We start from the raw sequence: 22,214 nt of genomic DNA, 5'->3' as shown, positions 1-22,214 counted from the left end.
ATCGCCATAAAAAAAGCCCGCAAAGCCTTACAACTGGACTTATGCGGGACCGCTACACGTTGATTTCGCAAGCGAATTTAGGAAAAAATTTTTCCGTTGGCAAGTTCTTGACAAAGGCAAAAAAATAATTTTATCTATCTTTTCGTTTGTGACAGGCATCGAAGAACAATTCAACGGCAAGAAACTCCTTGTCAAGAAGCTCATTCCGTTCGGGTTCACGAAGGAAGGCTCCAACTATGCACTCGTCCGCGAAATACTTGGCGGGCAATTCCGTCTAGAAATCAGAGTGGAACGGGGCAAGAAAGTTTCTGTCAAGGTGTTCGACAACGATTCCGGCGAAGAATACCTACTGTTTTCGGTGCTGTCAGTGCAGGGACCCCTCGTGGGCCGCATCCGCAAAGAAGTTTTCACTATTACGGATAAATTTATCGGCGAATGTTTCGAAACGCAGATTTTCAAAAGAAAATCAGCAAACGACCTGATTGGCTACGCGGTGCAAAAATATGGAGACAAGCCCGAATATCTGTGGGAACGGTTTCCGCAATTCGCCGCCATCCGCAAGCACGAAAACAAGAAATGGTATTGCCTATTGGGGACTGTCGAAAAATCAAAAGTTGGCCTCAAAGGCGACGAGATTATCGAAGTGGCGAACTTCAAGATAGTCCCGAAGGAATTGCCGGAACTCCTGAAAAAGCCCGGCTACCTCCCCGCATACCATATGAACAAGAAAAGCTGGGTAACGGTCATTCTTGATGGGACTGTGTCGCTAACCGAAATCAAAAAATTGCTGGATAAAAGCTATACGCTGGCGTGAGAAAGCGGCCCGCAATTCGCAGGCCGCTTTTGTTCAGATACCGGCTCTGAGGCCGGAATAACGTTTTGTTTAAACGATCATTTTTACTTCAAGTTCGTCTTGAAGAATTCGTTCAGCTTTTCGAAGGGGATTTTTTCCAGGTTGTCGTAGAGGTCCACGTGGGAGGCTCCGGGGATAACGAGGAGTTCCTTGTTGCCGACGGTCTTGCTCCAGTTCTTGGTGGCGTCGAGTTTTGCGGGGACGTTCGCCTTCTTGCCGGTCATCTTTTCGAATGCGCCTTCGCCGAAGTAGCGGCTGTGGGCCTTTTCGCCGTGGATGATGAGCACCGGGTTACGGATTTCGTCGGCATACGCGAGGAGCTTCGTGTTCATGAGCGAGGTGCCTGCGGAGGCGGCCCAGCCCTTGTTGCTGTTGAGGGAGCGCTTGTGGTAGCCGCGCGGGGTCTTGTAGTAAGCGTAGTAATCCTTGACAAAGTAAGGAGCGTTGTCCGGGAGCGGGTCAATAACACCACCGGCCAGGTCATACGTGCCGTTCTTGAAATCCTTGGTGCGCTGGGCCATCAGAGCCTTGCGGGCTTCGTTACGGGCGTCGGCGTTGTTTGCGGAATCGAAGTAGCCGTTCGCGGTTACGCGACTCATGTCGTACATGGTCGAGGCGACCGTCGCCTTTACGCGGGTATCGATGCCGGCAGCGTTAATCGCCATGCCGCCCCAGCCGCAAATGCCGATGATGCCGATGCGTTCCGGGTCAACATTGTCGCGGGTCGAGAGGAAATCTACAGACGCCATGAAGTCTTCGGTGTTGATGTCCGGGCTGTTCATGTAGCGCGGCTCGCCGCCCGATTCGCCAGTGAAGCTCGGGTCGAATGCGATGGTCAGGAATCCGCGTTCCGCCATCTGCTGGGCGTAAAGGCCGCTGGACTGTTCCTTGACGGCTCCGAACGGGCCGGAGACTGCGATTGCGGGGAACTTGCCGTTCACCTTGAGGCTCGTGTCCTTGGGCACGAACATATCGGCGGCGAGTTCAATGCCAAAGTGGTTCTTGAAAGTGACCTTAGAATGTTCGACCTTGTCGCTCTTGGGGAATACCTTGTCCCATTCGGCGGTGAGCGTGAGCTTGTTCATATTTTCTTCCTTTGTCTGTTGTGCTGCTTCTGTTGCGGACTTTGTTGTCGACAAGGTCCCTGATAAGGTTGGTGAGCCTGTCGAACCAGCCGAAGGGGCTTTTTCGGGGGTGCATGCCATCAGGGTGCATGCGGAAACCACGGCGAACGCTGCTTTTAAGAATTTGGATTTCATGATTTATCTCCTAATAAAAATTTCGACTTAATTTGTCATGCCCGTCTCCGAGCGGGCATCTCCTTTTACATTTTTAATATTATTTATTCCCTGTACAATAGCAATTGCTTATTTACTATGGTTTGTTATGCTTTTTAGGCATGGATATTTAATAAACAAATTCAATCAGGTTGCTGGCCGTCGTGAGCTTTCCACAGGCATTCCGTCAATGCAAAGTCTGAAAATTTTGCCAAGAACGAGGAATCTTCAGGGCTACAAGCGTAAATACCAAAGCGGATTTTTCCAGCACCTTCCCACATGTGGCAAATGCGCATTTGCGTGAAGTTTTTTCCATCTTGCGAGCATTCTACGCAATAGTCACTTTCTCGACGGCTAAAGCGGAACCACATCGTTTTAATTTCGGCACTGATAGCAGTCGTAGCCCAGTCGGAATAACCGTGGTTGGTTACAACCGAACCAAGATGCTGGAATTTTTCATTTTCGTATTCAACAGATGCTTTCAGCCAATTTTCAGAATCAAGATACATAGCGATTCCGCACTGATCGAAGCGATGATGGCTTCCAGAAAAATCTGTTTTCATGACAAACGAGAAAAATTTTTCCTCCGTTTCAATCTGAAGAACCGGCGCATTGTCGTTGCGAAAACGGTAATAAGTTCTTTGCCAGAGATCCGTATGCGGATCGGTCACGATGCAAATTTCATCCTCGCCAACTTTGTAAGTTGCAGGTTCGCGAGTCCATTTCAGGTCGGCAGTGTCAAAAACTTGCTTCATGAGGAATACCTTTTTTCATAGCTGATCACCCTTTATTAAACTTTACTTCCCATGGCGAACGCTTTTTTCAGGAGCGCGGAATCTTTCTTGACATCGCCGGCGCTTTCGGCACCTGTGGCGCAGAGAGCGCCCTTGAGCTTCACGCCGTCAAAGCAGGCAATCCATCCGCCAATGCCGCGTTTCGCAATGTTCATAGCCTTTGCGTCGGTGTCGGCGGCAGAAGTGAGCAGGTAAATTTCGCGGAACTTGTAATCGCTGGAATAGAGGGAATTCGCGCGGTCGAGCATCGTCTTGAGCTGGCCGCTCATCTCGTAATAGTAAATCGGTGTCGCGAACACGATGACGTCGGCCGATTCCATCTTCTTGGTGATGGCGGGAGCGTCGTCCTTGATGACGCACTTGCCCTTCTTCTGGCAAGCGAGGCAGCCCATGCAAAAACCGATCTTCTTGCCGCGTAGCGACTCGAATTCCACCTTGTTGCCCGCCTCGGCGGCACCCTTCGCGAACTCCTGCGCCAGAGTTTCGGAGTTGCTCCCCTTGCGCAAGCTGCTGGACAAGACCAATACTTTTTTCATAGGTTCCTCTCGGTTGAAGTCTTTACATGTTCAAATATACCTCCATTTTTCAGATATTGCAAATACTTTGTTTTCATAACTAGATATGCTTATTAGGCATAGATTTAAGGCGGAAAACTCGCAATACGGCGCATACTTCGTTGAATTTTACTTGCAATTATTCTTAAAATTTTGTATTTTAGGAAAGGAGGTTCCCCATGCCCTGTATTTTGCCAGTTTCTGATTTGCGCAATTATAACGAAGTTCTTCAGAACGTGACCGAAGATTCTCCAGTCTTTTTGACCAAGAACGGTCGCGGTTGTTACGTTGTAATAGACATCAAGGAATACGAACGCATGGTCGCCGAACTGAAGTTACAGAAGGCTCTTGCCGAAGGCGAACGCTCCGCCGAACAGGAACGATGGCTTTCCGCCGCTGATGTGCGGAAAAAATACGAGGTCTAGATGCCCTCCATCGTATTTTCGCCAAAAGCCGTCGAAGATTTAGACGGCATCAACGCTTATATAGAATCCGAGCTAGGCAGCCCTAAAGTGGCAAATGAAAAAATCATTGAAATTCTTGACGCCATTGACAACCTAGCCGTTTTCCCCGAGATCGGCCCTTCGTTAAGAGGTAAGGTAAATAGCTTGACGAAGTATCGTTGCCTTTCTGTCAGCGGGTATTTGGTCTTTTACCGGAACGAACGTGATAAAGTTTTTGTCATTCGAATTTTGAATAGCCGGATGGACTATCTGAGGATTTTGAGATTGTAATCAGTTATTCCTTCCGGGCATTATTTTGCAATTTCATACCCGCAGGGCTTGAATTTTATTAGTTTTCGGGTATGGAACTTCGAGTTTTGCGGTATTTTCTGGAGGCGGCGCGGTTGGGGAATGTCTCGCGCGCGGCGGATAATCTTTGCGTGACGCAGCCGACGGTGAGTCGCCAGCTCAAGGAGTTGGAGGAGGAACTGGGCGAGAAGCTTTTCGAGCGCACGAACTACGCGATTCGGCTGACGCCTGCGGGGGAACTCTTGCGGGAGCGTGCGGAGGATATCCTTTCGATGGCGGACAGGACGGTGCAGGATTTCAAGTCGCTTAAGGAAGACGAGGTGGTGGGTGAAATCGCCATTGCCTGCGCGGAATCGCGGAACGTGAACTTTCTTTCGAAATGCATCGCGATTCTCCGGGACGACTATCCGAAGATTAAGTACAACTTATATTCGGGCGACAGCGAGCGCGCCCTGGAAAAGTTGGACAAGGGCATTTTTGATTTCGCGGTGGTTGTAGATAACGTTGATTTGGAAAAGTACAACTGCCTTGCGGTGCGTTCGGTGGATCGCTGGGGCGTGGTGATGCGTCGCGACGACCCTTTGGCCAAGCGGGATTTCATCGAGCCGAGGGACTTGCTCGACAAGCCGCTGATGGCGTCGCGCCAGGCGATGGTGGCGGATTTGCCGAAATGGTTCGGCGACGATATTTCGAAGCTGAACGTAATTGTGGGGCTCGATCTTTCGTACAACGGTTCGGTGCTTGCCAAAGAGGGCACGGGCTACCTGCTCACTTTCGACGGCCTTGTGGATACGAGCCGTACTTCGCGCCTGTGCTTCAGGCCTCTCATGCCCGAACTCACCACCAACATGTACATCATTTGGCGGCGGGGCCAGCAGTTCACGCGGGCGGGCGAACTTTTCCTCGATACGCTCCGACACGTGCTGGGGGAATAAAAAAAGGAGATCATTCTCATGCTTAAAATTGAACAATATAATACAAAGTATATCAACGACGCGATTGAAATCTGGAACGACATTGTCGAAGACGGCATCGCGTTTCCGCAAATGGAACAGCTTACCCCGCAGACGGGAGACGAGTTTTTCAAGTCGCAGTCGTTCACGGGCGTCGCCATCGACGCAGATTCCGGCGAGGTTGTGGGGCTGTACATTCTCCACCCGAATAATGTCGGGCGCTGCGGGCACATTTCGAATGCAAGCTATGCAGTCAAGAAGAACAAGCGCGGCCAGCACATCGGTGAATTTCTCGTGAAGGATTGCCTCGCGAAAGCGAAGGAAATCGGCTTTAGGATTTTGCAGTTCAATGCGGTTGTCGCGACAAATACGTCTGCGCTCAAACTCTACAAGAAGCTCGGATTTACGCAGCTAGGCGTGATTCCCAAAGGCTTCTTGCTCAAGGACGGGAACTACGAAGATATTATCCCGCACTATATTGAACTGTAGCGATTTTTTTTGCAAAAAAAAGCGCTTTTGGATAGGTCTATTGACTTTCTAAAATAAAATTTTTATATTAACTCTAGAGTAAATAACTTTAAAGTTAATAACTTTGGAGTAAATAAGATGTTTGTCGGACGTAAAAGAGAATTAAAGCTTCTTGAAGATCTTTATCAGTCTAAGAAATTTGAAATGCTAATCATGCATGGTCGTAGGCGTGTGGGCAAGAGTTTTCTTTTGGCTCACTTTGCCTCGCTTCATGAAAAGGATACTGTGTTCTTTACTGCTGACAAAGGGAGCGAAGCTAATAATGTTCGTAATTTTTGTACGGAATTGAAGCGGGTCTTAAATGCTGGCGATTTTTTGAATTCACTTGAGACTTGGCAAGAGGTCTACTCGTTCATCGATGGAGCCGCTTTTTCTAAACGTGTGAATATCATTATTGACGAATTTACTTATTTGTACAATTCAAATCCTGCATACGATTCGGGACTGCAGAATGCGATTGACCGAATTCTGAAAAAAAAGAATATATTTTTAATTTTGTGCGGTTCTGAAGTCTCTGTTATTGAGGATTTGTTTGATGATTCTACCAAACCTTTATATGGTCGCAAAACTGTCGATCTGAAATTGCAACCATTTTCATATAAAGAATCTAAAGATTTTTTCCCAAAATATAGTGACGAAGAAGTCCTAACGGTTTATTCAATTCTTGGCGGTATTCCTCTATACCTTTCACTTTTTGACGATTCCGTTTCCGTTCGCGAGAACATTATCAAGAATTGCCTTTCTACAACGGGCTACTTATACAATGAAATTGATACGTTGCTTCGCATGGAACTCAAGGAAACGCTTTTTTATAAGAATGTTCTTCTTGCTATTAATTCTGGTGCGTCAACGCTTAATGATATAAAGATGAAGGTCGGTGAAGAAAGTGCAAAGATTGCGAAATATCTAAACGTCCTTCAAAATTTGGGATTTATCAAGACTGAAATCCCTGTTGGCGAAAAAGGCAAGGCTCGCAATACGCTTTATTCCATTGACGATAATTACTTTGCTTTTTATTTCAGGTTTATCTTCAAACATTTGAATATGTTGAATGGGCTTATTTCTCCTGAAATTTATTACGACAGAGAGTTTACAACTGAAAGTTTAAATGGATATATTGGGCATCGATTTGAAAGAGTGTGCTCGCAGTTTATTATGGAAAAATCCTATAATGGCGAGCTTCCGTTTTTTGCTGAACAAGTTGGACGCTGGTGGGGTAATAACCCTCTTGCGAAACGTCAAGAGGAAATAGACATTGTTGCCCAAGATGAAAATAATGCCATTCTTTGCGAATGTAAATACACTGAAAAGGCGTTTGATGAGACTGAACTTTCTGACTTGCAGGCGTGCGCACCGTGTATTAAACGCGACAATCTGTATTTTTGGATTTTTTCCAGAAAGGGTGTTACTGCTGGAGTCAAGAAGAAAATAAAAAATCTGGGCAATTACAAGGTTATTTCGATAAAAGAATTGTTTGCTTGATTTTAAAGTGCGCTGTCGAGTGCCATCATAAGCGTGAAGCCGACGGCGAAGAGGATCGTGCCTGCGTCAAAGTGGTCGCCTTCGCTCACTTCGGGGAGCATTTCTTCAACGACAACGTAAATCATTGCGCCTGCCGCAAACGAGAGCAGGTAGGGCATAAATGGCGAAAGGATTTCGGCGGCGATTAAGGTAATCAAGGCACCGATGGGTTCGACAGCTCCGGAGAGCGCTCCGAGCGCGAATGCTTTTTTGCGCGAAGCGCCTTCGGCTTTTAGCGGGAGAGAAACGACTGCTCCTTCAGGGAAGTTTTGTATCGCGATACCGATGGAAAGAGCGAATGCGGCCGAGAGCGTGATGGCGACGTTCCCGGAAAGCCACCCTGCGAAAACGATGCCAACGGCCATGCCTTCGGGCAAGTTGTGGAGTGTTACGGCGAGCGTGAGCATCGTAGTGCGTTTGAGTTTTGCTCTCGGACCTTCGGGAGTTTGACTGCCCAAATGCAAATGTGGTGTGATTTTATCCAAAATGAACAGAAACAAAATACCTGCCCAGAACCCCACTGCAGCGGGGGCGAACGCTAATTTACCCAAATGCTCGCTAGCCTCGATTGCTGGGAGGAGCAGGCTCCAGACGGATGCCGCTACCATGACGCCAGCCGCAAATGCTAAAAGTCCGCGCTTGAGGTTCTGCTTCATTTGCCCGCGGATAAAGAATACGCAGGCTGCGCCGAGAACCGTCCCTAAAAATGGGATGGTGAGACCTTGAATAATGGGTAAAATGGGTTGAGTCATACGAAAAAAGATAGTATTAAAACTTGACAATTTCAAAAAACGCGCTGGAGTTTTGAAGGTCTAATTGGAGTAGCGTGAACGATTGCATTTTTGTATCGTAGACGCATGAATAAGTTAAAGTCTTTTGTTGTCGCGGCCTCTGCCGTATTGCTTTTTACAACTTCTGCAAATGCATGTCTTGCCGCCTGCAAGGAAAAGAAGCGGGACGAAGCTTACAGTAAGCAACTCTCGGCTGCTACGTTGCAGACTATCGTTGATAACGCTTTGCCGCAGAAGTCGGTGGACCCGGAACTTGGCGAACCTTATCAGGTTTACCCGATTGACGTAAAACCGTATGATAAGGATTTTCATGCAACGTTAATTGAATATCCTTACGGAAGTTCTCCGCGTGCGGTGACGCATGAACCGAATCCGCGCGGAATTATCTTGTATGTGCATGGTTACAATGATTACTTCTTCCAGGAAGAGCTTGCGGAAAAATCGGATTCCGCGGGTTTTGCGTTCTTTGCGATTGACTTGCATTACAATGGTCGTTCGTATAGTGAAGGCGAGCCGCGCTCGGATATGCGTAGCGTCAAGGAATACTATGCAGAGTTGGATGCTGCTGTAGCGCTCTGCAAGAAGATTGCGTCGAAAGGCTCGAATGCAAAATTGCCGTTTGTCATTCTCGGCCATTCGCAGGGCGGGCTGATTACGCCGAATTACCTGAATGAACGTAATAGCGAAGATTTTGCGGCTCTCGTTTTGAATAGCCCGTTCCTAGATTATAAAAATAGCTGGTTTGTCCGCAACGTGGCTTTCCCTGTGTTTTCGGATATTGCGCTGTTGTTGCCCGATGCACCCGCTCCGAAACAGGAAGCCCCTAAGTACAACATATCTCTTTTGAAAAGTGAAAGGGGCGAGTGGGAATTCAATCGTGAATTGAAAAGCGATGAATGGCCACAACAGTATTTTGGATACCTCCGTGCGACAACTCGCGGCATCAAGTGGATCCATGCGGGAATGCAAATCAAGGCCCCTGTCCTTATGATGCGTAGCGGCTGCACGGTAAATACGGTCAAGTGGGATGACGACTACATGCGTTGCGACTGCATGCTAGATGTGAATCTCCTTGAAAAGTGGGCTCCGAAATTGGGTAGTGATGTCACGACCGTAACGATTGAGGACGGCATGCACGACTTGTTCCTCTCGCGCAAGGATGTTCGCGATAACGCTTATCGCACGATGTTTGAATTCTTGGATGGTGCCATTTTGCGGAAGCAAATTGTCGTTGCGCAGAACTTTTAATAATTAGATTTTGTTTTAATCGGTTAGCGCACTTTCCTTGTCATGAGGGAAGTGCGTTTTTTAGGAGAAAATGATGAGTAAGAACATTTGGAATATCTTTGCGCGCGGTTTATGAATTCGCGATGCAACTTCGTTGCGGTTTATGGACAACGCTTTTGATGTGGTCGTGATTGCGAATGCTCTCCACATTATCCCGGAGCCCTCGAAGGCGCTTGCGGAAATCCGCCGCGTCTTGAAAGATGACGGTATACTCATTGCACCGAACTTTATATTCCCTGCTGACGGCAAAAGAAACTTGTGGCAAAAGCTTTTGAGTCTTGTCGGTGTCCGCTTTGCGCACGAATGGACGGAAGACGAATACAAGTCTTTTTTGAAAGGAAATGGCTGGACGATAACGGAAAATTGCGTTATTAAAGTGCGGATTGATTTAGCGTATGTGGAATGCAGGAAATAAAGATTATTTCGCTTCTATAAATTCATATCTTGTGATTCTTCTTGACATCGGAAAGGACCATCGCTGCAGGGCGGGTGCGACCTTTCAGCATGTCATTGTATCCTTTTTCGAGTTCCGTGTCGAGGCGCTCTTTTGACCATTTAGCGGCATTTTCGGGAGCTTTAGGCAGCTTCACATCGAAGGGAATTCCCTGTTGCAGAATAATCTGCTTATAGAACATGTTGATAGCGCTGGAAACGGATATACCGAGAGTTTCTAGGATGTTTTCAGCTTGTTCTTTGACATCGGGCTCTATGCGGGCGTATAAATTTGCGGTTTTGTTCATGTTATTTAATATACATATTTGTCCGTACAAAAGCAATACATTTGAGTGGGGCGCTGAACAAAAATGGAGATTCCCGCTCGGAGGCGGGAATGACAAGAATATGTTAAGAAAATTGCCCCGGACTTCTCCGGGGCAATTTAGTAGGTGGTTATTGAATGAGTTCTAATTTACTTCTTGGAGCTTGAGCATTTTGCCGAAGAGGCCACCTTTCGCTTTGAGTTCTGCGGGGGAGCCGGTTTCGATAACTTGACCGTTTTGCAGGACCACCACCTTGTCGGCATTGGCGATGGTGCGCATGCGGTGGGCGATGATGATGACGGTCTTGTTCTGCACAAGTTCCGAAATGCTCTGCTGAATCTTGGATTCGTTTTCGACGTCGAGGCTTGCGGTGGCTTCGTCAAGGAGCACGATGGGGGCGTCCTTGAGAATGGCGCGGGCGATGGAGATTCGCTGGCGTTCGCCGCCGGAGAGTGTATCGCCGTTTTCGCCGATGACGGTGTCATAGCCTTGCGGGAGCTTTTGGACAAAGTCGTCGCAGTTTGCAAGTTTTGCGGCTCGCAGAATTTCTTCGTCGGTGGCGTCGCGCTTACCGATGCGAATGTTGTCGCGGATGGAGGTGTTGAACAGCACGACATCTTGGAAGACGATGGAGAAGTTCTTGAGGAGCGTTTCGGGATCGATTCTCGAGATGTCCTGGCCGCCGAGCGTGATGGTGCCACCTTGAATGTCCCAGAAACGGGCGGCGAGCTTTGCAGCGGTTGTCTTTCCGCTGCCAGACGGGCCCACGAGTGCGGTGATCTCGCCTTGCTTGGCGGTGAACGAAGCCTTCTTCAAAACTTGCTTTTCTTCGTTGTAGTAGAAATCGACGTTCTTGAATTCGATGTCATAATCGGCGGGTTCGAACTTTGTGGAACCGCGCTGGACTTCCATATCGTCCATTTCCTTGAATCGCTTGAGGCGGACATCCAAGAAGAAAAGTTCCGTTATGTTGTTTAGAACGAGATAGATGGGGCTGTAAATCGTCGATGCGCAGACGATGTACACGAGGTAATCAAATATGCTTAATTTGTCTTGTGCAAGGAGGATAGAACCGAAAATGAGAACGGAAGCAAGGCCGAGTTTCAGGAAAATTTGTGCACCGTTCAGGATGACTCCTGACATGAATTCGCCTTTAATCTGGGAATGTTCATAGAATTTGGAGTGATCGTCCAATGCTTTGCAGACGCTTTCTTCTTCGCAGTAGGACTTGATTTCTTGAATATTTTCAAGGCTTTCCTGAATGTCTTCGGTGATGACGCGGGCCGCATTGTAGGTGTGCTTGAAGTTTTTGAACTGTAATTTGCGGGACAGGTAAATGAGCAATCCTGCAAACGGTGCAACCCACAAAAGTGCTGCCGCCATCAACGGGTTGTAAATGATGAGTGCGACTGCGCAGATAACGAGCATCGCGGCGACTGCGAAAATTTCAGGAACGGCGTGCGAGAAAATCATTTCAAGGGCGTTCACGTCGTTCATGATAGTCGAAGTCAAGTCGGAAAGGTCCTTTTTGCCGAAGAATGATAGCGGGAGTTTGCGCAACTTTTCGGCGAGCGTGATGCGACGTTTTTTACATTCCGAATAGACGGATTCGTACGTGCTGTCGTAAGAAAGCGCGTAGATGAAGTACATGACGAGGTAAATGACGACCGCAATTGCTATGTAAACCCAGAAATTATGCGGTTCTGCCGACGGATTTTGCATTTTCGCCATGAATTCCTTGAGGAACAGGAATACGAACGAAAGCGGGAGCATTAACGAAAGATAATGCCACGTTGTCCAAAATACACCTTTGATAAATGTTTTTGTACCTTCATCAGAGAGGACAAAGCGATTTTTAATCCAGTTATACATTCTTGCCTCCGATAGTCCAGCTGACGGACTGCTGATAATCTTGCCACATCTTGGCGAATATGCCGCCTTTTTCAACGAGTTCCTTGTGCGTGCCGCGTTCCACGATGCGGCCGCCTTGTACGACGAGAATCTGGTCGGCATTCACGATGCTTGTGAGTCTGTGTGCAATCATCAAGACTGTTTTGCCCTTCGAAAGCGTTTGCAGTGCTTGCTGGATAAGGCTTTCGTTTTCGGGGTCTGCAAATGCGGTCGCTTCATCAAGAACGACGATCGGTGCATTCTTGAGAATGGCGCGGGCAAGGACGATTCTCTGCTGTTCGCCGCCGGAGAGGTATGTACCCTTGCTGCCGATGATGGTGTTGATGCCTTCGGGCAGACGGTCAATGATTTCGCGGCATTGGGCGAGATCAAGCGCCTTGTTGACGCTTTCAATGGATGCCTCAGGAGTTCCGTAACGGACGTTTTCCAAAATACTCTTCTTGAAGAGTCGAGTATTCTGGAAAACGAATGATGTGTTTTTCATGAGGACTTCTTGGGGTATTTCCTTGATGGGCGCGCCGCCGACTAAAATTTCACCATCGTTGGCATCGAAGAATCTCGGGACGAGTTTTGCAATGGTGCTCTTGCCGCCGCCAGATGTACCAACGAGTGCGACTGTTTCGCCTTCCTTTATTTTGAATGAAATGTCATGAAGGACTTCATTTTCTGTGCCGGGGTAGGTGAACTTGACATTCTTGAATTCAACATCGAAATGCTTGACTTCTTGCGGGTTTGTCGGTGTAGCAAGTTCCGGGTAATCTGTCAACGATTCAATGCTACCAATGGCGAGTTTTGCCTGGTTGACTGCTTGGCTCAAGTACATGCTGCGCATGACGCACTGCGAGAAAACGGGGGTCACGAGAACATAGAGCATCAAGTCTACAATCGTTGCGGCGATGTTGCCTGAACTTGTTGCAATCAGGAATGCCGTGGGAACAAGGATGAGGGCGACGCCGTTGATGAGCGTCGTGTAAGAGCACATGATGAACTTCCAGCTGCTGGAATATGCAGTGACCATTTGATGGTAATCATCAATCGTTTTATAGAAATTCTTGAACGAGAAAATAGTTTGTTGGAAAACTTTAACGACGGGAATGCCGCGCACATATTCGACGGCTTCGGTGTTCATATCTTCGAGAGACTTCATGTACTTTTGCATAAAGTCCTTGCTCTTGTTCATCTTGGAGCCGAGCGTGATGATGGCGTAGGCAATTGGGACGAGTGATGCGATGCCAAGACGCCAATCGAAAATGAACAACAATACGAGCGAGGCGATGGGAACGACGATGGTTCCTGCCAAATCCGGAAGCTCGTGCGCCATGAATGTATGAGTGATGGCTGCGTTGTCGTCGATGATTTTGCGGATGCGTCCGGTGGGATTCTTGTCGAAAAAGCCAAGCGGGAGCTTGAGTAATTTTTTCATGGTGATTCTGCGAATGTTGCCTTCGATGCGGAAGGCAACTAAGTGCGAGCAGATGAGGGCGGAAAAGTAAAGTGCGACGCTTGCTGCCGAGAAAATGACCGCCATCAATGCGTAATGCTTGACCATGTCGTATGAAATATTACCTGTGTCGGCGAATAATTCACGGACGATGAGCCATACATATATAAAGGGAGCGATCCCAGCGATGGAACTCAATGATGAAAATAAAAGTGCAAACGGATATAAAATTTTTCGCGATTGCATATAAGGTGTTAGTCTTTTGAAAACACTCATAGTTACCTTCTGTTTGTTTTTCGCACCAATTTTAATTTATTGAGGTCTTGTTTTAAAGGTTATATTAGTCATATCTAACTTTTTGGATTGGTTTGAGTCCATTTGGAGTTGAGGCGGTCTTTTGGGATTTCTAAAATGCGGGCGAAACTTAAAAGGTGTATAACCCTAGGAGAACTGTATGAATAAAAAACTTATTGCACTTACTTTTGCTGCAAGCCTTTTTGCCGCCTGCGGTAGCGATTCTTCGAACAACGCAAGCTCTGATTCGGATGATTACAAGCGCGAATTTGCGACTTCCATTTCGACCGGCGAAACGATGTTTATCGGCACAATGTCCCTCGATCACACGGATGATTTGGGCAAGGACTTTGTTGAAGTCGGTACGCGTGCAGGTGTTGTCTATTACGATAATTCCCTGTTCATCGCTGATTTGGATGTTGGCTCTATTTCCCGTTACAGCTTGGCTGAAAACAACAAACTTGGCAAGGTGACCGCAAAGCTCTCTCTCCCGGGAACTTGGGTAAACCACATTTATTTTGTCAACGATGAAAAGGCTTATTTGGGCGGTATGCTCGATTCCTTGATCATCATCAACCCGAAAACCATGAAGAAGACTGGTGCAATTGATCTTTCCAAGTACAAGGATAAGGACGCTCTCGTGGTGAGCCCGGGAACTGGCGTGATTGTTGACGATCGCCTTTATGTGGGTCTCTTGCAGAACGTGAGCGACTATGCTACGGGTAACGAAGCTCAGGTCGCTATTATCGATATCAAGAAGGATAAAGTAATTGACGTTGCCAAGGACGACCGCATTGCTGCTGTGGGTTCTTTGGATGACTCCCAGAACCAGGCATTTATTGTGCTTGACGGTTACATTTACTGCTACAGTAACGCTTCTTGGGGCTACGCTCCTGGCCAGGTTGATGGCTTCCTCCGCATTAAGGTGGGTGAAACCAAGTTCGACGAAAAGTACGTTTGGAAGGTCAGCGAAGAAGTTGGCATTAAGAACCTTACGGAAAAGGGTAACTTCAAGTACCTCTCTCCGGCAACGTACCCGTCGGAAGATGGCTATGTCTATGCTTTCTTGAACGTGATGGTTGATTTGCAGCAGACTTGGACGGACATGGATAGCTATCACAATAACACTTGCAAGCCGGTGCAGGTTGACCTTGCCAAGAAGAAGATCAAGGCTTTGCCGATTGGTTATTCTTCGAGCTGGGCAAGCTACGGCAAGTATGTGGAAGATGATGGCAACGTAATTTTTGCGGTCTCTACTGAAGAAAATGGCAATGCATACTTCCGCTATGATCCGAAGACGGATAAGGCTAAGAAAATTGCGAAGGCTGAACAGATCCCGATGTGGATTGTGCCGCTGAAGTAAACCCTCTACGTCATCCTGAGTGAAACGAAGGATCCAGTGCATTTTAAAGTTGAGAGTAATGCCCTGGATTCTTCGCCTTTATAGGCTCAGAATGACGATTCGTGTAGAATATGAATTTGCGTAAAATGAAAAATATTGTTTTTGCCGCTTTTGCGGCATTTGCCGTTGTTTCTGCTTATGCGCAGGATGACGAAGTTACTTCGTTCGAAGATTTTGATGAATCCGTCGCGGAAAGCAATGCGACTGATGCTTCCAATGGTGGCGCTTCTGAAGTAAATGCTGCGGGCGCTTCCGCAAATTCCGAAGATGTCACAAAGCTGGACTTGCTTTCGGTTGAAACGGAATCCGAAGCGGAGCAGACTGCTATTGCAAAACAGGTAGAATCGGTTTCTACGATTGATGCCGCTGAATTGCAAAATACGAGCAAGAGCGTTTCCAAGGCTATTAATTCTGCGTCTGGCGTGAAAGTGCGCAAGTCTGGCGGAATGGGTAGCGAAGGCAAAATCAATATCCGCGGCATGGAAGGCAAGAACATCAAGGTGCTTGTCAACGGCGTTCCTGTTGAAACGCAGGGAAATTTGGGACTTGACGATATTCCTATTGACCAGATTGCGGATATTGAAGTTTATAAAGGCTATATCCCGGCACGTTTTGCGACAGATGGTGCGGGCGGTGCCATTAATATTGTAACCAAAAAACGCCCGACAAATTCTGTGGACGCTTCTTACAGTTTTTCAAGTTTCAATACGCACAAAGCTTCCGTTGCCGCAAGCCATTTGATTGATAGCATTGCGGGTGCTGCAAGCCTTGAAATTGGTGTGTCCGGTTACTTTAACCATTCCGATAACGATTACGAATTTACATCGCCGTACATGAAAAGCTCTACAGGTGCGGATACGAGCGTTGTTCGCGATCACGACCATTATACCTCTTACAATGTGCAGGCTTTTGCAAATTTGATGAACGCCTGGTTTGACCAAATTTCGTTGGGTGCAGGCTTTGGTGCATTTGACAAGCAGATTCAGGGTATTGAAAATCGCATTAAGGAAGCGGCTTCTGAAGGCTATAATTTTGGAGCTTCGCTCGGACTGGACAAGAAGAATTTCTTTGCGAAAAACTTGAATTTCGGTGACTATTTTTCGTTTGGCTTTGCCGAAAATAAAGTCATCGATACGAGCCGTGTCCATTGTCGCAACTGGTTTAGCTGCGATACGGCTCAAAAGAATGTGGGCGAACTCGTGTCTATGGGGCTTCCGAGATTGCGTACGGTGCAGGTGTATGATTTCAATAACTTGCTGAATTTTGATTACCAGTTTATTAAGGATCAAAAGATTTATTGGAATACACTCATCAAGTACCACAAGGAAAATCCTGAGGACGACTACGGCGCTAAAATGGCCCAGTTTAACACGGCGGGGCTTCCGGGAGAAGTTTTCTCGATAACGACGGGACTTTCTCTTGAAAATAATTTCTTTGATTCGCGTCTCCAGAATCTTCTCGGTTTCAAGTTCCATTACATGAAGGCTGAAATTTCGAATATGCCGACGAGTCTTCTGATTGAACCTGCGGTGGAATCAAATGATTACAATGATTTCAGTTACGATGAAAGTTTGATGTTCAAGGTGGCAAAGCCACTTTCTGTGAAGGCCTCGTATCAGCATGCTGTGCGCTTACCGACTCCTGAAGAACTTTTTGGTGATGGCATTCGCGTGAGCGCGGCGACAAGCCTCAAGCCCGAACAGGCTGATAACTTTAACTTTGGAATTTCTGTGGATTTGCAGGAATTGCCGCTTGTGACAAGGCTCCGCTTTGATGGTGATGTGTTTTATTCGTACTACAAGAATCGAATCCATTACATGAATTCGGCTCAGATGTCTACGCCTTACTTTAACATGAATCCGATTCGTGCTTGGGGCTACGAAGGTGATGTGAAGTTGGATGTCAATGAATGGGTTTTGCTCGGAACGAACTGGACTTTCCAAGATTTGCGTAACATGAAATATACGGCAAAACAGGGCGTTCCCAAGAAGGCGATTGTGCCTAACATTCCGCGATTCTTTATGAACTATCTTGCGGAATTCCATATGGGCGATTTGTTTGGCAAAGAAGACTTCTTGAAAGTCTGGTGGTCCGCAAATTATACGGATGAATATTTCTACGGCTGGAAGATTAGCTCCCGCCAGAGCCGTAAAATTAAGGCTTCGTTCACGCAGGATGTGGGCGTTGAATATTCCATTTGGGACAATAAACTGGGCTGGAGCTTTGAAGTTGATAATATCACGGATAGCGAATCGTTCGATAAGTTTGGTGAAAGTAAACCGGGTAGAAGTTTTGCAACAAAGATTCGCTACAGTTTTAAATAGAAGGAGTTTATAAGAATGTGTTTGTCTGAATTACAGGAAAATCAAAAGGGTTTGATTCAAAAGATTAACGGGGATTCACGCTTTATTTCTCGCGTGGTTTCGATGGGGCTTCCGCCGAGCAGTCCGTTCTTGGTGCTGCAAAATGATGGTCGCTCTCCGGTTCTTGTGTATTCGCACGATACGATGATTGCGATTAACCGCAAAGAATGCATGCAGATTGACGTGGAGATGGCATGAGAACGATTGCTTTGCTGGGACAGCCGAATTCCGGCAAGTCCACTCTTTTTAATGCATTGACGGGCTCGCATCAGCATGTCGGTAACTGGCCCGGAAAAACGGTGGAAAGGGCGGAAGGCTTTTTCACGCAGGGCGAAGAGCTTTATCGCATTGTCGATTTGCCGGGTAGTTATGGGCTTACGGCAAATTCTGCCGAAGAAGTTGTGACGCGTACTTACATTGAACACGGTTACGCTGATATTGTCTGCATTATCGTTGACGCTTCGCAATTGGAACGCAGCCTTTACATGCTTGCGGATTTTGCGGGCGTGAAAAGCCCGGTGATGCTTGTGCTCAACATGATGGATGTGGCCGAGCAGAAGGGCAAAAAGATTGACGTCCAGAAAATCGAAAAGCTCTTGAACATTCCGGTGCTTGGCTTTACGGCGGCAAATTTGGACGACTATCCGAAATTCTTTGAAACGCTGAATCGTGCGCTTGAAAAGAAGGCGACGATTTCATCGGATAAAATTCGTGATATTGTTGAACGCGAAGGCGAAAAGTCGCGTGTTGAAAATCTGAAAAAGCTTGAAGATTTGATTGCATCTCTGAAATTTGACAATCGCGAAAGATTCTGGGTTGCATCAAAGCTTTTGGAAAATGATTCGCTTGTGCGTTCGGAAGTCGAAACGGCGGTGACTCCGGAACATTGGAAAGAAATCAAGGAAATTCTTGATGCTGAAGGTTCTGATGGCGGACTTTTGACGGGTGAAGCGAAGTACCGCTTTGTCTCTGAAGTTCTTCGTGATGCGTCTGAGGGCGAAGAAAAGTCGATGAAGCTTTCTCGATTTGATAAGATTGCGACGCACCGCATCTGGGGTAAAATTGTCGCGTTCTTTATCCTTGTGCTTACGCTTGCCGTGAGCATGATGATCGCAGTCCCGATTATTGCAAGCTGCTTTGGACTCCAGCATGTTGCAGAACCGCTTGTTGTTCAAATGTGCGAAAAGTTTGGCTGGTGGCCATCTGTAGCGTCGTTCATCAATGGTGTTATCATTGGCGGTCTTTCCGTGACTGTCGCCATGATGGGTTTTGTCTTTGCGATTCTCGTGATATTTGGCTTGATGGAAGATACGGGCTACTTGGCGAGATCTTCGTATGTGTTTGACTCGTGGCTTTCAAGGCTTGGTTTGCATGGCAAGGCTTTTATGCCGCTGTTCTCTGGGCTTGCTTGCACGGGCGGCGCCGTTTGTGGTACGCGCGTGCTAGATACACGTGGGCAGCGCTTGTTTGCAATGGTGCTTTTGTGGTCCATTCCGTGCGGCTCAAAAGTTGCCGTAGTGCTTTTCCTTGCTTCCGTTTTCTTTGGCTCGGCGGCTCCGCTGTTTGGCTTGGTTTATGTAGCGATGATTTTTGCATCGTTCTGGCTCTCGTCTAAACTTTTCGGAAACAAACTGATGCCGGTGAATGAACGCGTGGGCATGATTATGGAACTCCCGCCGTACCACAAGCCACATTGGAAAATTTTGCTCAAGACGGTTGCTCGCAATGTCTGGGCGGTTTTCAAGAAGGCGATTGCGGTCATTTGGTTTGTGTCCCTTTTGTTCTGGCTTATTTCGTATTCGAAAGATGGAAATGTGGAACATAGCGTGCTTTACACCATTGGCAATGCGATTGAACCGTTTACGCAGATTTTCGGTATGCGCTGGCAACTGTTTATTTCGTATATCGGCGGAATCTTTAGCAAGGAAGCGTCGCTTGGCGTGATGAGCGTGGTCTTCTCGAGTACAACGGATGCGTTCTCGCTTGTTGCCCGTAATGAGGCGGGTGCAAATCTTGGCGAAATGATGCGTGCCGTGGTGACCATCCCGGAAGCTCTTGCATTTATTTTTGCATCCATGTTCAATATCCCTTGTGTACTTGCAATGGGTACAACGTATCGTGAAACGCATTCCCTTAAGTGGATGCTTGCAATTGCGGGTTACTACTTTGCAATTTCGCTCGGCTTGGCGTTTATAGTTTACCACATTGCTTTGTGGGTGCTCTAGGACTTCTTCACAAAACCCAGACTACAATAGAAGCGGGTATGGCGTGCCGAACGGTGCGCCATACTTGTTTTCGCGTCTCGTCATTCTGAGCAACGCGAAGAATCCAGTGCAGAACTTAACTGGATCCTTCATGCTACGCATTCAGGATGACGCACGAAAAAAGTTACCCTTGTCTAATTGGATTGTTTTAAAACTATTTAGAGTAGAACCTTTATAGGGGCTTAATTTATTTTTACTCGTCCATGTTGGAATTGGGGCTTTCAAAAATGAAAAAGAAAATTGCATTCTCCGTTGTGTTATGTTCTGCTTGCGTGTTTGCTCAGACTGATGAAGTGACGAGCTATGACGATGCATTTTTCGATGAACCCGCGGCAGTGAGCGAAACGTCTGCTCCAACTGCATCGAAAACTGAAGGTGCTGCAGAAACGCCTTCCAAGAATTCCTCAAAGCCCTCTGATGTTACGGTTCTTGACGGCTTGTCTGTCGAAGACGAAAGCGAAGCAGAAGCTACTCCTGTCGATACAAAAACGAAAGCAGAATCCGTCAAAGTTTTGGATGCAAAGGAATTGCAAGGCTCCAGTGCCACAATTGCCGAAGCGACGAATCGCTCAAGTGGCGTGAAAATCCGCCAGTCGGGTGGTCTTGGCGGCGAAAGTAAAATCAATATTCGCGGTATGGAAGGCAAGAACGTAAAAGTCCTTGTCGATGGCGTTCCTGTGGATAATGGTAACGGCTCGCTTTCGATAAATGATATCCCTATTGACAAGGTGGATCGCATTGAAGTTTACAAGAGCTATGTGCCGGAACGTTTCGCAACGGATGGCATGGGCGGCGTGATTAATATCGTAACGCGCAATTTGCCCAAAAGTTCCATTGCGGGTTCGTATTCTTTTGGAAGCTTCAATACGCACAAGGTTTCGCTTGATGCAAAGTATGTGTGGGTTACCGATTCTGCTAAACAGCGTTCTGTAGAAACAGGGATTTCCGCCTATTACAATTATTCTGATAATGATTACAAATTTACGACACCGTACATGGATACAACGGTGACGCGTGAGCATAACCATTATTATAGCTATAATATTGCGCCATTTGTGAACTTGAACCGTTTTTGGTTTGACCGTATTTCGTTGGGCGCAAGCTTTGGCGGAATGGATAAAGAAATTCAGTCAACGGCGCATCGTGTTGAAGATGCGTTTGCTGAGGCTTGGGGCAATGGCGTTTCTTTAGGGCTTGAGAAGAAAGATCTTTTTGTGAAGGGTCTTTCTGCTGGATTGTCTGTCGGTTTTAATTACAGCAAGGATCGTGTCGTTGACACAAGCCATGTGTATTACTTTGGATGGGATAAGAATAATTACAAGGAGATGAAACGTTCTTCCGGTGAAATGTCCATGGGCAGTGCAACTTATGTTGAACGCAAAAATTATACGTTGACGATGCCTTGGAATATCGGTTACGATTTCAATGATAATCATTCTCTTTTGCTTAGCGGACTTTATCGCTATGAATCACAGGAACCGAAAGACAAGTTGGCTGCAAAGGGGCAACTCCTGAATAATGTGGGATTCCCTGGAAATAGCAATTCGTTGGTGGTTGGTCTTTCTTCTGAAAATAATTTCTGGAATAAGCGAATCCTGAATGTGGCGGGATTTAAGGTGTATTATTACTCCATTACTGCCGATAATGTTGACGGAAAACTGAAACGTTTAACGGATGACGATGCTACAAATAAGGATGTTGGCTATAGCGAAAACTTACGTATCAAGATTTTTGAACCGTTTGCGATTAAAGGTGGATACCAGCATAGCTTGCGTTTCCCGACTCGTGAAGAAATTTTTGGCGATGGAATGTATGTGCAGTGTGCTCCGAATTTGAAACCTGAAAAATCGGATAATTTTACTGCCGGTGCAGAACTTGATTTGGACAAGATTCCTCTTTTACTTAAAATGCATTTGGAATTCAACTGGTTCTACTTGCTGATGGAAGATCGCATTTATTGGAATAATTATGCCTCTATTCCGCGCCCGTATTATAATAGCGTCGGTACGATAACTTCAGGATTTGAAATTGACGCTGCGATTGATGTGAACGAATATGTTGCGCTCTCGTTTAACTTGACAAAGCAGGATGCAGAAAGCCGCGAAGCGGATATGTCGTTTGGTATTGCGAAAGGTCTTACTGTTCCGAATACGCCGACGTTCTATATGAACTTTGGTGCAGAATTCCATATTGGTGATTTGTTCTTCCGCGATGACTTCTTCAAACTTTATTGGTTTGCAAATTATACGGATGAATATTATTACGGCTGGAAAGTTTCGGCAAAACAAGATCGTACAATCCCGAGTTCGTTCTCGCAAGATTTAGGTGTTGAATACTCCATTATGGCAAATAAGCTCTCTTGGAGTTTTGAAGTCAAGAATTTTACGGATGAACTTGTCTATGACAAGTACGGAGAATCTAAGCCAGGTCGCACTTTTGCGACGAAGGTGAAATTCTCGCTTTAATGGAAT

General features: G+C 46.7%; 20 protein-coding genes. 13 read left to right on the top strand and 7 right to left on the bottom strand.

Annotated features, from left to right (window positions below; translation table 11 throughout):
* Positions 1-148 precede the first annotated feature (148 nt).
* Positions 149-814, top strand: a complete 666-nt coding sequence (locus B7991_RS08725) for an MmcQ/YjbR family DNA-binding protein (RefSeq protein WP_176421788.1) — start codon at positions 149-151, stop codon at positions 812-814.
* Between the two features lie 83 nt (positions 815-897).
* On the opposite strand, the gene B7991_RS08720 is transcribed toward B7991_RS08725, so the two are convergent.
* The 3 genes from B7991_RS08720 to B7991_RS08710 all read right to left on the bottom strand — a co-directional run bounded on the left by B7991_RS08720 (position 898) and on the right by B7991_RS08710 (position 3,460).
* Positions 898-2,112 carry an alpha/beta hydrolase gene (locus B7991_RS08720; protein ID WP_088630471.1) on the bottom strand — a complete coding sequence of 405 codons (1,215 nt, stop codon included), beginning with the start codon at positions 2,110-2,112 and terminating at the stop codon, positions 898-900.
* A gap of 161 nt (positions 2,113-2,273) precedes the next feature.
* Complete coding sequence (locus B7991_RS08715) at positions 2,274-2,885, bottom strand: DUF1349 domain-containing protein (protein WP_072827658.1); 612 nt, start codon at positions 2,883-2,885, stop codon at positions 2,274-2,276.
* Positions 2,886-2,920: 35 nt separating this feature from the next.
* Complete coding sequence (locus B7991_RS08710; RefSeq protein WP_088630470.1) at positions 2,921-3,460, bottom strand: flavodoxin family protein; 540 nt, start codon at positions 3,458-3,460, stop codon at positions 2,921-2,923.
* A gap of 197 nt (positions 3,461-3,657) precedes the next feature.
* On the opposite strand from B7991_RS08710, the gene B7991_RS08705 reads away from it, so the two are divergent.
* From B7991_RS08705 to B7991_RS08685, 5 genes are all read left to right on the top strand, one after another.
* Positions 3,658-3,903 carry a type II toxin-antitoxin system prevent-host-death family antitoxin gene (locus B7991_RS08705; RefSeq protein ID WP_088630469.1) on the top strand — a complete coding sequence of 82 codons (246 nt, stop codon included), beginning with the start codon at positions 3,658-3,660 and terminating at the stop codon, positions 3,901-3,903.
* A complete protein-coding gene (locus B7991_RS08700; protein WP_088630468.1) occupies positions 3,904-4,212 on the top strand; it encodes a type II toxin-antitoxin system RelE/ParE family toxin in 309 nt (102 codons plus the stop codon).
* Positions 4,213-4,283: 71 nt separating this feature from the next.
* Entirely contained in the window at positions 4,284-5,165 is an 882-nt protein-coding gene (locus tag B7991_RS08695; protein WP_088630467.1) for a LysR family transcriptional regulator, read from the top strand.
* Positions 5,166-5,183: 18 nt separating this feature from the next.
* A complete protein-coding gene (locus tag B7991_RS08690) occupies positions 5,184-5,672 on the top strand; it encodes a GNAT family N-acetyltransferase (RefSeq protein WP_088630466.1) in 489 nt (162 codons plus the stop codon).
* A gap of 117 nt (positions 5,673-5,789) precedes the next feature.
* Positions 5,790-7,193, top strand: a complete 1,404-nt coding sequence (locus B7991_RS08685) for an ATP-binding protein (RefSeq protein ID WP_088630465.1) — start codon at positions 5,790-5,792, stop codon at positions 7,191-7,193.
* Positions 7,194-7,195: 2 nt separating this feature from the next.
* On the opposite strand, the gene B7991_RS08680 is transcribed toward B7991_RS08685, so the two are convergent.
* Positions 7,196-7,984 carry a ZIP family metal transporter gene (locus tag B7991_RS08680; protein WP_176421787.1) on the bottom strand — a complete coding sequence of 263 codons (789 nt, stop codon included), beginning with the start codon at positions 7,982-7,984 and terminating at the stop codon, positions 7,196-7,198.
* 105 nt (positions 7,985-8,089) lie between these two features.
* On the opposite strand from B7991_RS08680, the gene B7991_RS08675 reads away from it, so the two are divergent.
* Both B7991_RS08675 and B7991_RS08670 read left to right on the top strand, forming a co-directional pair.
* Positions 8,090-9,271, top strand: coding sequence for an alpha/beta hydrolase (locus B7991_RS08675; RefSeq protein WP_254917902.1), 1,182 nt, complete (start codon positions 8,090-8,092; stop codon positions 9,269-9,271).
* A gap of 115 nt (positions 9,272-9,386) precedes the next feature.
* Entirely contained in the window at positions 9,387-9,725 is a 339-nt protein-coding gene (locus B7991_RS08670; RefSeq protein ID WP_303395821.1) for a class I SAM-dependent methyltransferase, read from the top strand.
* A 22-nt stretch (positions 9,726-9,747) separates the two neighbouring features.
* Here the strand turns inward: B7991_RS08670 and B7991_RS08665 are convergent, their stop codons facing one another.
* The 3 genes from B7991_RS08665 to B7991_RS08655 all read right to left on the bottom strand — a co-directional run bounded on the left by B7991_RS08665 (position 9,748) and on the right by B7991_RS08655 (position 13,696).
* Complete coding sequence (locus tag B7991_RS08665) at positions 9,748-10,050, bottom strand: type II toxin-antitoxin system RelB/DinJ family antitoxin (RefSeq protein WP_088630464.1); 303 nt, start codon at positions 10,048-10,050, stop codon at positions 9,748-9,750.
* A 162-nt stretch (positions 10,051-10,212) separates the two neighbouring features.
* On the bottom strand, positions 10,213-11,940 hold the full coding sequence (locus tag B7991_RS08660) for an ABC transporter ATP-binding protein (protein WP_088630463.1): 1,728 nt from the start codon (positions 11,938-11,940) through the stop codon (positions 10,213-10,215).
* Positions 11,933-13,696 (bottom strand): ABC transporter ATP-binding protein, encoded by a 1,764-nt coding sequence (locus B7991_RS08655; protein WP_088630462.1) that lies wholly within the window; start codon positions 13,694-13,696, stop codon positions 11,933-11,935. The genes B7991_RS08660 and B7991_RS08655 overlap by 8 nt, the downstream gene beginning before the upstream one ends.
* Positions 13,697-13,874: 178 nt before the next feature.
* Here B7991_RS08655 and B7991_RS08650 point away from each other — a divergent pair, with 178 nt between their 5' ends.
* The 5 genes from B7991_RS08650 to B7991_RS08630 all read left to right on the top strand — a co-directional run bounded on the left by B7991_RS08650 (position 13,875) and on the right by B7991_RS08630 (position 22,208).
* On the top strand, positions 13,875-15,077 hold the full coding sequence (locus tag B7991_RS08650) for a hypothetical protein (RefSeq protein WP_088630461.1): 1,203 nt from the start codon (positions 13,875-13,877) through the stop codon (positions 15,075-15,077).
* Positions 15,078-15,202: 125 nt separating this feature from the next.
* Entirely contained in the window at positions 15,203-17,440 is a 2,238-nt protein-coding gene (locus tag B7991_RS08645; RefSeq protein ID WP_254917900.1) for a TonB-dependent receptor, read from the top strand.
* A 15-nt stretch (positions 17,441-17,455) separates the two neighbouring features.
* Entirely contained in the window at positions 17,456-17,677 is a 222-nt protein-coding gene (locus B7991_RS08640; RefSeq protein ID WP_014546404.1) for a FeoA family protein, read from the top strand.
* A complete protein-coding gene (gene feoB, locus B7991_RS08635) occupies positions 17,674-19,704 on the top strand; it encodes a ferrous iron transport protein B (protein ID WP_088630459.1) in 2,031 nt (676 codons plus the stop codon). The genes B7991_RS08640 and feoB overlap by 4 nt, the downstream gene beginning before the upstream one ends.
* Positions 19,705-19,970: 266 nt before the next feature.
* Entirely contained in the window at positions 19,971-22,208 is a 2,238-nt protein-coding gene (locus B7991_RS08630; protein ID WP_176421786.1) for a TonB-dependent siderophore receptor, read from the top strand.
* The last annotated feature ends 6 nt before the right edge of the window (positions 22,209-22,214 follow it).

Source organism: Fibrobacter sp. UWB3, assembly GCF_002210405.1.
Lineage (GTDB): Bacteria > Fibrobacterota > Fibrobacteria > Fibrobacterales > Fibrobacteraceae > Fibrobacter.
Note: the sequence above shows the minus strand (reverse complement) of the source record. Positions and strands in the feature narration are given on the sequence as shown.

Excerpts from the sequence above, each read along its gene's own strand:
- B7991_RS08710 (WP_088630470.1), bottom strand. The coding sequence starts at position 3,460 with ATGAAAAAAGTATTGGTCTTGTCCAGCAGCTTGCGCAAGGGGAGCAAC.
- B7991_RS08645 (WP_254917900.1), top strand. The coding sequence starts at position 15,203 with ATGAAAAATATTGTTTTTGCCGCTTTTGCGGCATTTGCCGTTGTTTCT.
- B7991_RS08680 (WP_176421787.1), bottom strand. The coding sequence starts at position 7,984 with ATGACTCAACCCATTTTACCCATTATTCAAGGTCTCACCATCCCATTT.
- B7991_RS08705 (WP_088630469.1), top strand. The coding sequence starts at position 3,658 with ATGCCCTGTATTTTGCCAGTTTCTGATTTGCGCAATTATAACGAAGTT.
- B7991_RS08640 (WP_014546404.1), top strand. The coding sequence starts at position 17,456 with ATGTGTTTGTCTGAATTACAGGAAAATCAAAAGGGTTTGATTCAAAAG.
- B7991_RS08660 (WP_088630463.1), bottom strand. The coding sequence starts at position 11,940 with ATGTATAACTGGATTAAAAATCGCTTTGTCCTCTCTGATGAAGGTACA.
- B7991_RS08685 (WP_088630465.1), top strand. The coding sequence starts at position 5,790 with ATGTTTGTCGGACGTAAAAGAGAATTAAAGCTTCTTGAAGATCTTTAT.
- B7991_RS08630 (WP_176421786.1), top strand. The coding sequence starts at position 19,971 with ATGAAAAAGAAAATTGCATTCTCCGTTGTGTTATGTTCTGCTTGCGTG.
- B7991_RS08720 (WP_088630471.1), bottom strand. The coding sequence starts at position 2,112 with ATGAAATCCAAATTCTTAAAAGCAGCGTTCGCCGTGGTTTCCGCATGC.
- B7991_RS08700 (WP_088630468.1), top strand. The coding sequence starts at position 3,904 with ATGCCCTCCATCGTATTTTCGCCAAAAGCCGTCGAAGATTTAGACGGC.
- feoB (WP_088630459.1), top strand. The coding sequence starts at position 17,674 with ATGAGAACGATTGCTTTGCTGGGACAGCCGAATTCCGGCAAGTCCACT.
- B7991_RS08695 (WP_088630467.1), top strand. The coding sequence starts at position 4,284 with ATGGAACTTCGAGTTTTGCGGTATTTTCTGGAGGCGGCGCGGTTGGGG.
- B7991_RS08655 (WP_088630462.1), bottom strand. The coding sequence starts at position 13,696 with ATGAGTGTTTTCAAAAGACTAACACCTTATATGCAATCGCGAAAAATT.
- B7991_RS08690 (WP_088630466.1), top strand. The coding sequence starts at position 5,184 with ATGCTTAAAATTGAACAATATAATACAAAGTATATCAACGACGCGATT.
- B7991_RS08675 (WP_254917902.1), top strand. The coding sequence starts at position 8,090 with ATGAATAAGTTAAAGTCTTTTGTTGTCGCGGCCTCTGCCGTATTGCTT.
- B7991_RS08650 (WP_088630461.1), top strand. The coding sequence starts at position 13,875 with ATGAATAAAAAACTTATTGCACTTACTTTTGCTGCAAGCCTTTTTGCC.
- B7991_RS08715 (WP_072827658.1), bottom strand. The coding sequence starts at position 2,885 with ATGAAGCAAGTTTTTGACACTGCCGACCTGAAATGGACTCGCGAACCT.
- B7991_RS08665 (WP_088630464.1), bottom strand. The coding sequence starts at position 10,050 with ATGAACAAAACCGCAAATTTATACGCCCGCATAGAGCCCGATGTCAAA.